This is a genomic window from Bradyrhizobium sp. S3.2.6 (assembly GCF_040546885.1).
Taxonomy (GTDB): Bacteria; Pseudomonadota; Alphaproteobacteria; order Rhizobiales; family Xanthobacteraceae; genus Bradyrhizobium; species Bradyrhizobium cytisi.
Genome location: NZ_JBEPOS010000017.1, coordinates 159,720 through 173,425 on the forward strand (window position 1 = coordinate 159,720; position 13,706 = coordinate 173,425).

At 61.4% G+C, this 13,706-nt stretch carries 13 protein-coding genes, 1 tRNA gene and 1 pseudogene; 7 read left to right on the forward strand and 8 right to left on the reverse strand.

Annotated elements, in window-relative coordinates:
- Positions 1-853: 853 nt before the first annotated feature.
- From ABID58_RS26380 to ABID58_RS26390, 3 genes are all read left to right on the forward strand, one after another.
- The gene (locus ABID58_RS26380; RefSeq protein WP_354035674.1) at positions 854-1,333 is read left to right on the forward strand and encodes a GFA family protein; all 480 of its coding nucleotides are present in this window, start codon (positions 854-856) and stop codon (positions 1,331-1,333) included.
- Between the two features lie 656 nt (positions 1,334-1,989).
- Positions 1,990-2,805 (forward strand): alpha/beta fold hydrolase, encoded by an 816-nt coding sequence (locus ABID58_RS26385; RefSeq protein WP_354035675.1) that lies wholly within the window; start codon positions 1,990-1,992, stop codon positions 2,803-2,805.
- A 260-nt stretch (positions 2,806-3,065) separates the two neighbouring features.
- Positions 3,066-3,557, forward strand: coding sequence for a lipocalin-like domain-containing protein (locus tag ABID58_RS26390; protein WP_354035677.1), 492 nt, complete (start codon positions 3,066-3,068; stop codon positions 3,555-3,557).
- A gap of 242 nt (positions 3,558-3,799) precedes the next feature.
- Here ABID58_RS26390 and ABID58_RS37410 read toward each other — a convergent pair.
- Positions 3,800-3,883: pseudogene (locus ABID58_RS37410) on the reverse strand (YjiS-like domain-containing protein); the annotation flags it as partial.
- A 155-nt stretch (positions 3,884-4,038) separates the two neighbouring features.
- Positions 4,039-5,448 carry an MFS transporter gene (locus ABID58_RS26400; protein ID WP_354035678.1) on the reverse strand — a complete coding sequence of 470 codons (1,410 nt, stop codon included), beginning with the start codon at positions 5,446-5,448 and terminating at the stop codon, positions 4,039-4,041.
- A gap of 250 nt (positions 5,449-5,698) precedes the next feature.
- On the opposite strand from ABID58_RS26400, the gene ABID58_RS26405 reads away from it, so the two are divergent.
- Positions 5,699-6,478 (forward strand): ArsR/SmtB family transcription factor, encoded by a 780-nt coding sequence (locus ABID58_RS26405; protein ID WP_502916433.1) that lies wholly within the window; start codon positions 5,699-5,701, stop codon positions 6,476-6,478.
- Positions 6,479-6,553: 75 nt separating this feature from the next.
- Here the strand turns inward: ABID58_RS26405 and ABID58_RS26410 are convergent, their stop codons facing one another.
- From ABID58_RS26410 to ABID58_RS26430, 5 genes are all read right to left on the reverse strand, one after another.
- Entirely contained in the window at positions 6,554-6,940 is a 387-nt protein-coding gene (locus tag ABID58_RS26410) for a hypothetical protein (protein WP_354035681.1), read from the reverse strand.
- Between the two features lie 57 nt (positions 6,941-6,997).
- Positions 6,998-7,462: a hypothetical protein gene (locus tag ABID58_RS26415; protein ID WP_354035682.1), complete on the reverse strand. Its 465-nt coding sequence runs from the start codon at positions 7,460-7,462 to the stop codon at positions 6,998-7,000.
- A 570-nt stretch (positions 7,463-8,032) separates the two neighbouring features.
- Positions 8,033-8,107, reverse strand: a tRNA-Val gene (locus tag ABID58_RS26420).
- A gap of 159 nt (positions 8,108-8,266) precedes the next feature.
- The gene (locus ABID58_RS26425) at positions 8,267-9,562 is read right to left on the reverse strand and encodes a coiled-coil domain-containing protein (RefSeq protein ID WP_148755203.1); all 1,296 of its coding nucleotides are present in this window, start codon (positions 9,560-9,562) and stop codon (positions 8,267-8,269) included.
- A gap of 120 nt (positions 9,563-9,682) precedes the next feature.
- Positions 9,683-10,291 (reverse strand): DUF1134 domain-containing protein, encoded by a 609-nt coding sequence (locus ABID58_RS26430; protein WP_148755204.1) that lies wholly within the window; start codon positions 10,289-10,291, stop codon positions 9,683-9,685.
- 141 nt (positions 10,292-10,432) lie between these two features.
- Here ABID58_RS26430 and ABID58_RS26435 point away from each other — a divergent pair, with 141 nt between their 5' ends.
- Positions 10,433-10,918: a YHS domain-containing (seleno)protein gene (locus tag ABID58_RS26435; RefSeq protein WP_354035684.1), complete on the forward strand. Its 486-nt coding sequence runs from the start codon at positions 10,433-10,435 to the stop codon at positions 10,916-10,918.
- On the opposite strand, the gene ABID58_RS26440 is transcribed toward ABID58_RS26435, so the two are convergent.
- Positions 10,908-11,738, reverse strand: a complete 831-nt coding sequence (locus tag ABID58_RS26440) for a 3'(2'),5'-bisphosphate nucleotidase CysQ family protein (RefSeq protein WP_354035685.1) — start codon at positions 11,736-11,738, stop codon at positions 10,908-10,910. The genes ABID58_RS26435 and ABID58_RS26440 overlap by 11 nt on opposite strands.
- A gap of 189 nt (positions 11,739-11,927) precedes the next feature.
- Here ABID58_RS26440 and chpT point away from each other — a divergent pair, with 189 nt between their 5' ends.
- Together chpT and ABID58_RS26450 are read left to right on the forward strand one after the other, a co-directional pair.
- Positions 11,928-12,581 (forward strand): histidine phosphotransferase ChpT, encoded by a 654-nt coding sequence (gene chpT / locus ABID58_RS26445; protein ID WP_354035686.1) that lies wholly within the window; start codon positions 11,928-11,930, stop codon positions 12,579-12,581.
- Between the two features lie 196 nt (positions 12,582-12,777).
- The coding region (locus ABID58_RS26450; RefSeq protein ID WP_354035687.1) for an Hpt domain-containing protein at positions 12,778-13,706 on the forward strand (929 nt) is incomplete at its 3' end.

Genomic DNA, 13,706 nt, shown 5'->3' on the forward strand with positions numbered 1-13,706 from the left:
TAAAGACAGGGCCGCTCTCGTTTGTCGCTCAGCTCGCGAAGTCGCTGATCGGCGAGCCTCTGCCACGGTCCAGGGAAATACCTGAACAGCTATGCAGTTGCGCGCTTGATCTCGTCGCGCGTTTGAAGCTGGGTCCCGCAAAATGGACAGAAAAAGAACTGCTTGATCGAACTAGCCCATGCCTCGGCCTGTCTTGACGCCTCCAAGCGTCAGGTACAGCACGCCAGTGTCTTCTTGCACGTATAGAAAACGCTGCTCCGGCAAGGTGAGCGCTTCGCTCATGTCCTTTCAGCATGTCCCGAACACTTTGTGCTGAGCCACCACTCCCCTCAATTCGTCCTGGAAGGCTTGAGTCGATGTTCGATCTTGAGCCGATGACGTGGACCTCAGAGCGCGCTCTGACCGCCGGGTAATCCTCTTCCAGGTGCGGCCGTCCGGTCGGTGTTTCGCCCGATGGGGCAATCTGATTTCGCTAAAGGGCCGCGCCCTACCCGTTCAGGATGATTAGACCGTGTACTCATAAACCCGCGGCGAAGTCCGCTTCGCTCCCATACCGACCTCCTTTGCGCAACCAAGCCGAAATTTCAAACGGCGCTTCGTTGGGAAACGCCGGCTTCATCGTCATCGCGATATCGACTTCTCCAAAATGGGACTCCCCGTCAGGCGTTGCATATATGCGCAGGCACCTCATCCCCGGCCTCCATCGCTGCATCCAGCTCAGCCTATGGTGTGGCCTCTGCGTGGAATGCAATGTCGGGTTCGGGCCAACAGGCAACAATCGGAGGTTGCGCATGGAGGGAGAAAAGGCGAAAGTAATAGTCCTTCGGTGCATTCATTCATGGGGACGCAGGTCATGGAAAAAGCGAAGGTCAAGCTTCCGCTGTTTGGCGGATGCCTATGCGGCGAAGTTCGCTACAGCTTGAGCGGAGCGCCTTTGCTGGTTCACGTCTGCCACTGCCATGACTGCCAGTCGATCTCAGGTTCAGCCTATAGCTTAACCGTGCTGGTCCCCGCTGCGGCGTTGACGCTCACTGGCCCGTTGGAAACATTTACGCGGACAACGGCTCGAGGTCGGGAAGTTCGCAATGCTGCGTGCGCCCATTGCCGCGCGGGTTTGACATCGAACGACGTAGCGCGGCCGGACTTTACGGCTCTACGTGCGGGGACTCTCGACGACGCCAGCTGGGCGGTTCCCATCGTCCAGACGTTCGTGAGGAGCGCAATTCCTTGGGCTGTCATACCAAGCATCGAGCAGGTTGAGCCAAAAGAGTTCAACTATGTGAATTTGAGCGCCGCGTGGCGCGCTACAGCGCCGGTCTTCTCCTCGGTCTAGCCGTGCGCTGTTGGACCACCGATCACTTCGGATCAAAATTGCCCATGTCTCTTCTGGGTCACAACCGGTCTTTCGGCATCCCGATTGCTTACTTCCGCTTAAGCCCTGTGAGCGCACATCACCGGCGGCGGTTGGGAGGTCCGAGATGGGCCGATTTTGTTGCAAAAATCGATATTCGCCGATGACCAAAATTCTGCGGGCCGTGGGCGCGACTTTCGCGTACAAGATGCGAGGGACCTCACGGCCTCGCGCAAAATTCACAGGCGACTTCGGTAACGCGATTGAGGTCATACGAATCAGCGATCGCTCGCTGCTTAGTGTTTTCGCGAAGAATCCTGAACTCTGCAACTTTCGACTTTTGCAACACAATCGGCCAACAGCGGAAATGAGCCTGAACATCATTTTTGCCTCCGTGGATCATCCTCGGGAGTTAGGTAGTCGATACCTGTTGGTCCGATCCCCGTAAACTCAAAGATCACTTCCTCGTCTCTCGTTTCGGCAAACTGCCAAACGAATAATATTAGAACGACGAGATCGAGTTGCATCACCCTAACGGGTGACAGTTGGGATGTCTGCTTACCTTGTCACTTTGGTGGCAACTCTTTATGGTCAACGACTAATAGTTGTGGATTACGAAACAGAGGGAGATACGCGTCGTGACAAGAATTCACGTTACTCGCCGCCGCATGCTTCGCACTGTTGCAGCTGGCGGTCTCGTGGCAACAGCGGCATCAGGCGTGACTGGTGCCGCCCGCGCCCAATCGGCGCGAAAGACCTTCGTCTTGGTCAGCGGAACTTATTGTGGCGGCTGGATCTGGCGCCGGGTCACGGACCGGCTCGAACAGAGCGGCCACAAAGTATTCGCTCCATCCCTGACGGGTCTAGCAGAACGCTCGCACTTGCTGAGCAAGGACATCAATCTTGACACCCACATTGCCGACGTCGTCAATCTGGTCCAATGGGAAAGTCTCGAGAACGTCTGCCTTGTGGCGTGGTCCTATGCTGGCTTCGTAGGCGCAGGCGCACTCGAAAGCATTGGCGGTCGCGTCTCCTCAATCGTGTGGCTTGATGCCTTTCTGCCGACCGACGGACAGACAGTGCCGGACCTCTCGGTCGAGGCTGTTCGCAAGGCCGTGCAGTCTGCTGTTGAAACGGGCACGGCAGGCTTTGGTCCGCCGAAGTTTGGGGTGACTGCTGTCGCTGAACGTGATCAGCCATTCGTACAGTCCAAGGCCACAGCGCATCCGGTCGGCACGTATGTCCAGCCGATCAAACTTTCTGGGGCGCTCGAAAAGGTTGCAAAGAAAACTTACATCCGCCTTCCGAAATTTCCGCAGCCAGTTTTCGATAAGGCTCTTGCGGACTGCAAAGGCAACAAGTCTTGGTCCACATTCGAACTGCCGGACGCTGGGCACATGGCCATGCTCGATGCACCGGACCGCCTGAGCGAGTTGATCCTGCAAGCCGCGTGAGATCGACTCTCCATAACGTAAGGTGCAGACATCACGCCGGAGTGCGCCGCCTTGGGTCAAAAGCATCGCTCTGACACGCCGCCGTTCACTTCCGGTCTACTCCGATGATCGGACGTGCTCAGGCTCGCTTGCCACTTCGCTGATGGGCCAGCACCGGACAGGCTGGCGAGGAGCCTGCCGTCCGAAGGCTCGTAAGTTTTGATCGCTCAAGCTATCCCGATTATTGCCGAAGCCCGACTTGCCATTCATGGGAGAACAGCATGGCGCGTCTCGTTGCCTTATTGGTTGCTCTCTATTGCTATTTTCCGTCTGGACCTGTGTTTGCGGACGACGCATCGAAGCAGCTAGTCGGGAGTTGGAAATTGACCTCATGGACCATTCAAATTGTCGGCGGCGACGCCAGCGAACCATTTGGTCCCAACCCGAAAGGTAGAGCACTTTTCACGCCGGACGGATATGCGGCCTTCATCATTGTGGGGGCAAATCGCAAGCCTGCAACAAACAACGACGAGACGGCGACGCTCCTCAAGTCGTTGAATGTCTACACCGGAAAATTCACCATCGACGGAGACAAGTTCACGACTAAAGTCGACATTTCGGGCAACGAGCTCCTCACCGGGCAGGATCAGGTGAGATTTTTCAAGCTGGACGGTGACCGGCTGAGCATCCGAACCGCTGAACAAGTCAGCTCCGTTGGCATCTATCAGGGTAAGAAAGTCGTCGGCACTCTCGCTTGGGAACGCGAACGTTGAAGGCGCCTGTGCATTTGGCTCATTGCCCATTCGACGAACCACCGGCGCTGAATTCTCCTGTGGGTCAAAAGCGCCCTTTCGGCATCGCGGCTGTGTCGTTCCGGTCGAGCACCGGGAGCGGACATCACCGGCGCCGGTCGGGAGGTCCGAGATGGGCCAAAAGCAGAAGAATTTAGTTGGACAAAGGTCCGCCTTCTTTGGCCGGCCTCGTCGCGCAAGAGGCAGCCCTATTCGAGTGCTATTCAAGCCCGCCAGAAGGACTTTTTGATTTCCAGAGCGATGTCAGACCAGGACAATCCGACATCATGCAAGTCGTGGTCAGTCCATTACGCCAATTCGCGGCGCTGCCGAACCCGTTCGCGCCAAATTTGCAGTGTGACAAACGCTCGCTTCACTGTGTAAGAAAGCTGCGAACCGTCGGACCCCACGGTCTTCGACATCCGGGCACCATACGAGGTCGATCTGCCCCTCCCTTTCATCGTCAGTCCTTTGCTCGGCCAAGCCAGATCGCGACCGCACCGGCGAGCAACACAGCGGCCGAACTGAGCAGCGAGGCATGTGCGCCCGCAATGAACACGTTGTTGCCTCCGACCAGCGAGCCGAATAGGGCAACGCCAAGCACGCTGCCGGTCTGCCGCGTTGCGTTCAAAACGCCCGCGGCGATGCCGGATCGCGACTTCTCGACACTGCCGAGCAGCGTCGAGGTCAAGGACGGCACGAGCAAGCCGAGCCCGCCGCCGAGGATCATAAGCTGAGTGCCGATCGCCCCGTAGCTGGTGCCTGAGGCCATAGGCAGCAGCGCAACGCAGCCCGCGGCAGTGATCACACAAGCCAGTGCAATGGTTTGCGGCGCGCCGAGGCGCTCGCTGACCGATGCGGCGACGAGGTTGGCGGGCAGCACCATGCCCATCATGGGCACGAAAGCGAGGCCTGTTGCGAATGGCGACCAGCCGTTGATTTTCTGGAAGTAGAGACTGAGCACGAAGATTAGGCCGTAGAAGGCGATGTTGAAGAGGAGCCCAACCAGAGCGGCCAGCGCAAACATGCGGTGGCGGAACAGCGAGAGTGGCAGCATCGGTTGTGGCGCGCGCGCCTCGCGCCATACGAACAGGAGTCCGATCACGGCCGCTGCCACGAAGCCCATGATGACGAGCGGATGGCTCCAGCCGAGCACGCCGCCTTCGATCAGGGCGCCGGCGAGCGTGCCGAGGGTTGCAATCGCCGCGATCTGTCCCGGCAGATCGATCTCGCGCTGCGCGAGCCGCGGCGTCTCCTCGGCATAACGCCAGGCAAGCCAGAGGCCGGCGGCGCCAATAGGCAGGTTGACGAGAAAGATCGCGCGCCAGCCGACCAGCGCGATCAGCGCGCCGCCGACAAACGGCCCCGAAGTCAGTGCGACGCTCGCACCTGCGGCCCAGAAGCCGACCGCGCGGCCGCGCGCCTTCGGATCGGCATAGGCATGATTGAGCAGCGTCAGCGAGTTCGGCACCAGGATCGCTGCTGCCAGGCCCTGCACGGAGCGTGCGGCGATCAGGAATATCGCCGACAGCGCCAGCGCGCAGGCGAGCGAAGCCAACGTGAAGATCGCAAAGCCCGCGATGAATATCCGTTTGGCGCCAACGCGGTCACCGAGCGCGCCGGAGGTCAAAATGAAGGCCGCGAATGCGATGGTATAGGCGGTCACCACCCATTGCAGCTCGGCCACGCTACCGCCGAGCGAATTGCCGATGCTGCTCAGCGCAGTATTGACGATGGTGATATCGAGCTGCACCACGCCAAGGCCGAGGCTCGTGGCAGCAAGTGCCAGCGCCGTCGCGAGAGGCGAACGGGATGACGTGTTGTCGGAGTGGGCTAGTTCCGGCTCCCTTGTATTGAACGAAGTTGTTTGCATTTGATCACACTCAGTTGCCTGTGAGAATTTGACGGCCCAGATCAGCCCGCATTGCGATGGTCATTCGATACCAACCGAATATTCGGAGCCGCGGGATGATCTTTCTACTCGTCGCGGCAGTTCCTTCGCCGGGCCTACTGGCGTCCAGGCAACCTATGTTTCGTGATCGATCCAGTCTCGCGGAAACACTACGGTCTTGACCGAAGTATTCGTGCTTGGCACTGCGTCCTTATCGGCGTACGAGAAGGGCATGGACACGGGACCCAAAATCGCCCAAGTCGCAGCGCTCATCGGCGACCCGGCGCGCGCCAACATGCTGAGCGCGCTGATGGATGGCCGAACGTTGACCGCCTCGGAGCTCGCCTATGTGTCTGGCGTGGCGCCGCAGACAGCCAGTGGCCATCTTGCGAAACTCAGCGACGCGGGATTGCTCGCGCTCGCAAAGCGGGGCCGAAGGCGATATTTCCGCCTGGCCTCTCCGCACGTCGCGCGCGTGCTAGAAGGTCTCATGGTCGTGGCGCAGGACGGCCCCGCCCGGCAGCGCAATCTCTGGCGCGGTGGAGAAACGCTCCGGCACGCGCGCACGTGCTATGACCACATGGCCGGCCGCATCGCGGTCGCAATCGCCGACCGGCTGGTCCAACAGTCGTTTATTCTGCTCGACGAGGATGGCGGGCAACTCACCGACGCCGGCCGGTCATTCTTCAATGAGTTGGGCGTCGATCTTTGCCTCGCCTCCAAGCGTCGGGTGTTCTGTCGCCCCTGTCTCGACTGGAGCGAGCGCCGGCCGCATCTGGCCGGGGCAGTTGGCGCCGCCATTCTTGATCACGCTCTGGAGCACGATTGGGTCGAGCACGTCAGGGACAGCCGAGCGCTCGTCGTAACCCCAGTTGGCGTTAGAGAACTCGCCACAACGTTCGGCATCGAGGGCGCACCCCCGATGGACGGTCACGATGGGCGCGTTGGATCACTATCCGGAGGCCGGGTATCAGCAATAGCGGTCGAGTCAGCGCCTCCCGGACGGAGGTAGTAGCGCGATTAGCCACTTTAGGCTGTGGTGACCGGAGCTGAGCCTGAAGTGTTGCGATTGGCCAGACCCCTGTGATCAATCAGGCCCAGGAACACCCTTCACGTATTCCATTCGGAGCGTTCGTTCAGGTGCCTCTGCTGCTTTTTCCAGTGAAACTTGCACTTTCATCTCACCCAGCCTGGTCTGTTCGCGGAAGGTCCTATCGATCTCTATCAGCTCATCACAGGTGTATCGGTCTATCGTAATAGTGTTTTCCGTTTGTGCGGGAACGATTGATGTAGCGGTCTTGTTGAACTCGAAAACAACGCCGCTCTTCAACCTGCCAACAAAGTCGCTGTCGATGTAATCTTTATGTCTGCCGATAATATCAAGCATGGCGCCGCTAAAATAATTGCGGGTTGCTAGGAGCTTACCAATACCTTCGCCAGTGAAGTAGATGTCGGTGTGAGAGGTCAACGTCACGCGATAGATAGCTCTGTAGCGATCCGGCGATTTTGGAAACTTGGTAAAGCTTGGAACTCACGTCGCAATGTCGGGGTCACCCGTTGCATTTTTTATCGCAAAGAGGTTGATCTTCTGGCTTTTCAGATACTCGGACGTGGCTGTGTGTATCTCGGTTTTTCCAGCATTAATGGCGTCCAGGACCTCCGTCTTAAGGGCCTCGGACTGAATTTTCCCCGCGTCTGTAGCTGCTACGTAATCTTTCTTGCTGCTTTCGGATTGATTCCTGCTGCTCTGGATGGCGTCATCTATTTTTCCATTATTCCAGTACTGGATGAGGCCGGCGAGTCCGAATCCCACTGTCATGATGGTGCCAATAAACACGACCATTCCTGCAAAAACCGCCAACATCGATTTATTGGCCTTGGTTTCACCCTGAGCAACTGCCTCGATTCTGGCGCTCAGTTCGGCAATCCTTTTTTCCGCAAACTCTGACGCGCCAATTAGCCGTGCGATTTGCTGTTCAGAATCCTTCGTAGACAAAGCAGCCCCTCAATTGATTTACAACTTCGAATATTCAGACGTCAAAAACACTCGTTAAGGCGAAAATGAACCCTTGTCACCTTGCTTGTCGTGACAACCCGGAGGAAACAGGTCGCTCAACCGGGAGGACGAAAATATCCATTAGGGTTTGGTTGGGGTTGCTCGTGCAGCAAAGGGACGACAGTCTTAAGCAAGGCTGGGACGGCTATCGGCTGCTCTGAAACGAAATGATCTTTGGCGGAGGCGGCTCGGCTTCGTGTTCTTGTCTGGCGGAAGCAGTTGCGTCGCTCAGCTCATGTGAGCGCTTTTTTTGTGGAAAGGGCGCCTCATCGATGAGGCCGAAATTGTTCTACAGCCTCGGCTACTTGATCGGGGCTTCGTCTCCAATGATGCCATCATGCCCCTGTTTTGCCCGACGGAGCAAGTGGTGTTTCGGAAAAGTCGTAATCCGCTGATCCGACTGACATCGGCTACTGTGCATGGGGTTGTTTTCGACATTTCAACGGGACGGTGACGAAAGCCGCCCCGCGTCGGGGATCGTGCGCAACCAACAGGGTTCAGAATGATGGATGGTGGGCGCACAAGGGATCGAACCTTGGACCTCTCCCGTGTGAAGGGAACGCTCTCCCGCTGAGCTATGCGCCCGGGACCATCATGCAGACGGCCGGACCTTGTCGGCCGGCCGGCGCATCGGAGCCCGCGATTTAGAAGTGCGGGCTAGAAGTGTCAAGTTTTCAGGCGGCTTGCGGCCTGAAAACCTTCCGCCGTGTCGCAATTGGGCGGCGCGGCCGGATTTCGGGCCGCTTACGCGCCCTGCTGGCGGGCGCGGGAGGCGTGGGCCTGCAGCGCGCGGATGCGCTCGGCGAGCGTTCCGCCGCCTTCGGGGAGGGCGGCGGCCGCGCCATTGGTCGCGACGCCGTTGGCCGGGCGGGCGGCCTGCTTCGGCGGCTGGCCGGCCTCGGCCGCCAGCAGCGCCTCGATCGGCGAGTTCGGGCCCTCGAGCTGCATCGCGAGTTTCGCCACCTCGGCGGCGATGTCGTTGATGCGCTCGCGCAGCAGAGCATTCTCCATGCGCTCGGTCGCCCAGGAGCTCTCCGCCTGTTGCTGGATCGCATTGAGGTCGCGCTGAAGCTTGGCGCGCTCGTCGCGTGCGGTGGCGAGCTGCTGTTCCAGCGCGGCCTTTTCCGCGCGCATCGACTCGAACGCAGCCGACGACTTGCCGCCGCTCAAGCCAGCGATCTCGGCGCGCAATTCCTTGATGGTGCGCTCGGAGCCCTCATTGATCTGGCGGAGCTGGTTGTTCTCGTAGTCGCGCTCGGCCAGCAGCTTGCCTTGCGTGGCGAGGCGGCCTTCGAGGTCGGCGACGCGGGTGGACAGCATCTCGGCTTCCTTCACCTGCACGATCAGCTGGCGATCGAGCTCGGTGACGCGCTGGCTCAGATTCTCGACGCGGCCGCGCGCATCGCCGAGATCGCGCGAGGCCGTCTCCGACTCGACGCGCTCCTGCGCCAGCCGCGCCTGCGTCGCGGTGAATTCCTTCTCGGCGTCACCGACGCGGTTCTTCAGCTCTTCGATTTGCGCACGCACCGCGACCAGCTCGACCTGGCGGCTCTCCGCCATCATCGAGCGGTCGGTGAGCTCCGAGTTGATCTTGGCGAGCTCGCCCTGCTTGTTGCTCAGTGCAATCTCGGCCTCGCGCAAGGATGCGGTCTTGGCGTTGAATTCCTCCTCGGTGGCGCGGAGCTGCTCCTTGACCGCCTTCTCGCGCGCCTCCAGCGCGAAGATCGTGGCGTTCTTCTCGCCGAGCTCGATCTTCATGCGGTTGATGGCGTCGCTCTTCTTGCCGAGCTCGGCGAGCTGGCTCGTGGTCTTGCTCTTGAGCTGATCGACGCTCATCTCCAGCCGGCGCGCCGACATCGCGAACTCGGCGCGGAGCTGGTCCTTGTCGGCCTGGATCTCGGCCATCGACAGCGGGGTCGCCGCCTCGAGCCGGCGCGTGGTCAGGCGCACCGCGCGGTTATGCACCAGCGGCACGATCGCAAGCCCGCACAGCATCGACAGCAGGAAACCGATCGCCAGGTACATGATCGGTTCGACCATGGGGCACAACTCCCGGAAGCAAGGAAAAATTTACCAAAGAAACAATGCATGGCGGGCCGGCAAAAAGCCAGCCCCGCCCTGTTGTTAACGTGAATCCGGACCTGGAAGGGAGGAGGGGACCTAGAATGGGTTCCAGGTCGCCCGCGGCGTGTATTTGAGGTAGCCGATATTGGCGCCCAGGCGCAGCCCGAGGCCGGAGCGGATCGGCACCAGCACGATGTTGTTGGACGTGAGCGCCGTCATGCCGAAGCCGCCGATGATGTAGGCTGAGCCGTCGATGCCGCCGAAGCGCTGGTAGATCGCGTTGGTGGCGGGCAGATTATAGACCAGCGTCATGGTACGCGCGCCGTCGCCGCCCCAGTCGAAGCCGAGCGACGGACCCTGCCAGTAGACGCGCAGGTCACCGGCGTTCTTGGTGTAGAGCGTGCCTTCGCCATAGCGCAGGCCGGCGACGAACGCGCCGGAGCCTTCCTCGCCCAGGATGTAGCCGTTCGGCAGGCCCCATTGGCTGACCGCCTTCTCGATGATCGAGGCGAGGCCGCGCGAGACGTTGCCGAAGAAGCGGTGGCCGGCGTTGACGAGCTCGTCCGGCCCATAGGTGTTGGGCGTCGGGGTCCGCTGCGGCGGCGGCAGGTCCGGCGGCGGCGCAGCCGTCTGCGCGGAGGCCGGCACGATCCAGCCAGCCAGCGCTACAAGCGCCACTGCGGCAAGGCGTGATGCGAAAGTCATAAAAGAACCCCTGGTATCGATTCCGGTCCGCTTCCCTTAACCTGACGCCAACAGGCACGGTTCTAGGTTGCGCCGGATGTCCCCTCGACTCGGATGTTATCCGCAGCAACTATGACGGCACAACGGCAGGAAGATAGCCCTTTGCGCCCCGGAATTGCCTTGATCGGCCGTCTGGTCTGCCTGCTGGTGGGCATTTGGTTCGCCTGCTCCGGATTGCCGGCGCAGGCTGCCACCACCGAGCGGATCGTCGTCAATCGCTTCTCGGGCGTCGCCATCGAAGGCTTCGATCCCGTGGCCTATTTCGTCGATGGCGGCCCCGAGCAGGGCACGGCGGAGTTCGAGGCCAACCTGTGGGGCGCGGTCTGGCGCTTCCGGAACGAGGGCAACCGGGCCTCCTTCCTGGCCCATCCCGACATCTACGGCCCGCAGTTCGGCGGCTACGACCCGGCCGATATCGCGCGCGGCGTGACCATCGCCGGCAATCCCCGCTTCTTCGTGATCTCGGCGCAGCGGCTCTATCTGTTCAGCCGCGAAGCCAACCGCGACGCCTTCGCCGCCGATCCGGAACGCTTCCTGTATGAAGTCGGCAAGCGCTGGCCGGCGCTGCAGGACAAGCTCAGTCAATAGGCATGACCGCTGCGGCATCGCCCCAGGCGACGAACGCGGGGATGATGAAGCGATTGTCGCCACGCTCGCCGAACCGGATCTCGCCGCCCTTGCCGTCGGTCACCTTGCCGCCGGCTGCCGTGACCACGGCGCAGCCCGCCCCGACGTCCCATTCCGAGGTCGGCCCGAAGCGCGGATAGATGTCGGCGCTGCCCTCGGCGATCCGGCCGAATTTGACCGCGGAGCCACACATCTTCCTGACGGCGTTGGGCCGGCTGTCGATGAAGGCTTCGCTTGTGGGGTCGCCGTGCGAGCGACTCACCGCCGCGACCCAGGGCTCGCCGTGTCCGGGCAGTTTGCGGGTCCGGATCGGCTCGGCAGCGCCGATGCTGGTGCCGTCAAACGTCACGCGCTCGGCGCCGCGGCCGACGATGCCGCGCCAGAGCAGCCCGAGCGCGGGTGCGGCGACGATACCGAGCAGCGGCACGCCCTCGGTCACGAGGGCGAGGTTGACGGTGAACTCATCGCGCCCGGCGACGAACTCCTTGGTGCCGTCGAGCGGGTCGATCAGGAAGAAGCTGCCGCGAAACGGCGGCGAGGCGAGCTGGCACCGCTCCTCCGAGAGCGACGGTACATCGTTGGCAAGGCTGGTCAGCCCCTCCGCAATGATGCGGTCGGCGGCGAGGTCGGCCTCGGTCACCGGCGAGCCGTCCTGCTTGCCGTCCACCCGCATCGCCGCGCGGTTGACCGCGAGGATCGCCTCGCCGGCCTGAACCACCAGCGCGGTCAGGGGCTCCATCAGCCGGAATGCGGCCTCGCCGTCGATAATCCTCACCTGCATGCCTCATTCATTGGCAAATCTCGCATTGGCAAGTCTCGCCTCTCATCAATTGATTCGCCTCTGTCCCTTATGGCCGCTTCGAGCCTATCGCAAGCTAGCTGCCACGGGCTGGCGAATGTTAGAACCCGCAGCATCCGTCAAGCATGCGTGATTCGCCGCGTCCGCGCCGTGCAATTCCAGGAACCCTTTATGTCCGACGCTCCGTCACCCGGTACCGCTTCTGCTCCCGATATGCTCGAACTCGCGGCCCTGCTGTGCTCGCGGGTCTGTCATGATCTCATCAGCCCGGTCGGCGCCATCGTCAATGGGCTCGAGGTGCTCGATGACGATCCCAAGCCCGAGGACCGCGAATTCGCGCTCGACCTGATCCGCAAGAGTGCGAAGACGGCCTCCGCCCGCCTGCAATTCTGCCGCCTCGCCTTCGGCGCGGCCGGCTCCTCCGGCGCGCAGATCGACCTCGGCGATGCCCAGACCATGGCGCGCGGTCACATCGAGGACGGCAAGAGCACAATCACGTGGAATTTGCCGCGGCTGCTACTGCCGAAGAATCGCGTCAAGCTGCTGCTCAATATGCTCGTCGTGTCCCAGCACACGATCCCGCGCGGCGGCACACTGACGATCGATCCGATCGGCGAGGGCGAGACGATGAGCTTCCGCATCACCGCGACCGGACACAACGCGCGCCTGCCGCAGAACATCTCCGAGCTTCTGAGCGGAGCACGCGGGCCGGCTGCGGATGCGCACGCGATCCAGCCTTATTATACACGGCTATTGGCGCAGGCCTGCGGGCTCACCGTGACGCTCAGGCTAGAGGGCGAAGCCATCATCATTACCGCTTCCTAAACACGCCCTTCGCACTCAGACGTTAATCAAATCTTTACGAGGCGCTTCGGGTTGTCCGGAGCGCCTTATCTCTTTGTTCGTTCCGTTCTTTTGCACATACTCAACCAATATTAAACGCTTTGCGGTGAAGCTGGCCCCATTCTGAAATGGCGCATCACAATTCGTGCGTGCCCTCCCTGTATGAAGGCCTGTTTTCATGGATGATCTGTTACGGGAGTTTCTGACGGAGACCAGCGAGAGCCTGGACACCGTGGACAATCAGCTGGTGAAGTTCGAGCAGGAGCCGAACAACGCCAAGATCCTGGATAACATCTTCCGCCTGGTCCACACCATCAAGGGTACGTGCGGCTTCCTCGGACTGCCGCGGCTCGAAGCGCTGGCGCATGCCGGCGAGACGCTGATGAGCAAGTTCCGCGACGGCATGCCGGTGACGGGCCCGGCGGTGACGCTGATCCTGTCCTCGATCGACCGCATCAAGGAGATCCTCGCAGGGTTAGAGGCGACCGAAGCCGAGCCCGAAGGCACCGACCGCGACCTCATCGACAAGCTGGAAGCGATGGTCGAGCAGGGCATGGCGGCGATGGCGGCAATGGCTGCGGGGGCTGCTGCTCCTGCTCCCGTCGCTGACGCGCCGCCGCTGGTGCCGGACGCCCCCATTGCCGCGGCGCCCGCTGCCGCCAAGGAGCTGACCACGGGCGCGCTGATCGACCAGACCCTGGAGCGTCCGCTGCGTCCGGGTGAAGTCTCGCTCGACGAGCTCGAGCGCGCCTTCCGCGAGACCGCGATCGAAGCGCCGGCGCCCGTTGTCGAGGCCAAGGCCGCGCCCGTCGCTGAGGCGCCCGCGCCCGTTGCCAGGGAAGCTGCCAAGGAAGCTGCGAAGGAAGCTGCCAAGCCGCCCAGGGAGAAGGCCGCGCCGAAGAAGTCGATGGCCGACGAGGGGGCCAGCGAAGGCGACCGCATCGCCAACCAGTCGATCCGCGTCAACGTGGATACGCTGGAGCATCTGATGACCATGGTCTCCGAGCTGGTGCTGACCCGCAACCAGCTGCTGGAGATCTCAAGGCGCAACGAGGACACCGAGTTCAAGGTGCCGTTGCAGCGCCTGTCCAACGTCACCGCCGAGCT

Bases quoted from the DNA above. Each gene is read 5' to 3' on its own strand.
- ABID58_RS26380 (WP_354035674.1), top strand. From the start codon at position 854: ATGGAAAAAGCGAAGGTCAAGCTTCCGCTGTTTGGCGGATGCCTATGC.
- ABID58_RS26390 (WP_354035677.1), top strand. From the start codon at position 3,066: ATGGCGCGTCTCGTTGCCTTATTGGTTGCTCTCTATTGCTATTTTCCG.
- ABID58_RS26400 (WP_354035678.1), bottom strand. From the start codon at position 5,448: ATGCAAACAACTTCGTTCAATACAAGGGAGCCGGAACTAGCCCACTCC.
- ABID58_RS26405 (WP_502916433.1), top strand. From the start codon at position 5,699: ATGGACACGGGACCCAAAATCGCCCAAGTCGCAGCGCTCATCGGCGAC.
- ABID58_RS26425 (WP_148755203.1), bottom strand. From the start codon at position 9,562: ATGGTCGAACCGATCATGTACCTGGCGATCGGTTTCCTGCTGTCGATG.
- ABID58_RS26430 (WP_148755204.1), bottom strand. From the start codon at position 10,291: ATGACTTTCGCATCACGCCTTGCCGCAGTGGCGCTTGTAGCGCTGGCT.
- ABID58_RS26440 (WP_354035685.1), bottom strand. From the start codon at position 11,738: ATGCAGGTGAGGATTATCGACGGCGAGGCCGCATTCCGGCTGATGGAG.
- chpT (WP_354035686.1), top strand. From the start codon at position 11,928: ATGTCCGACGCTCCGTCACCCGGTACCGCTTCTGCTCCCGATATGCTC.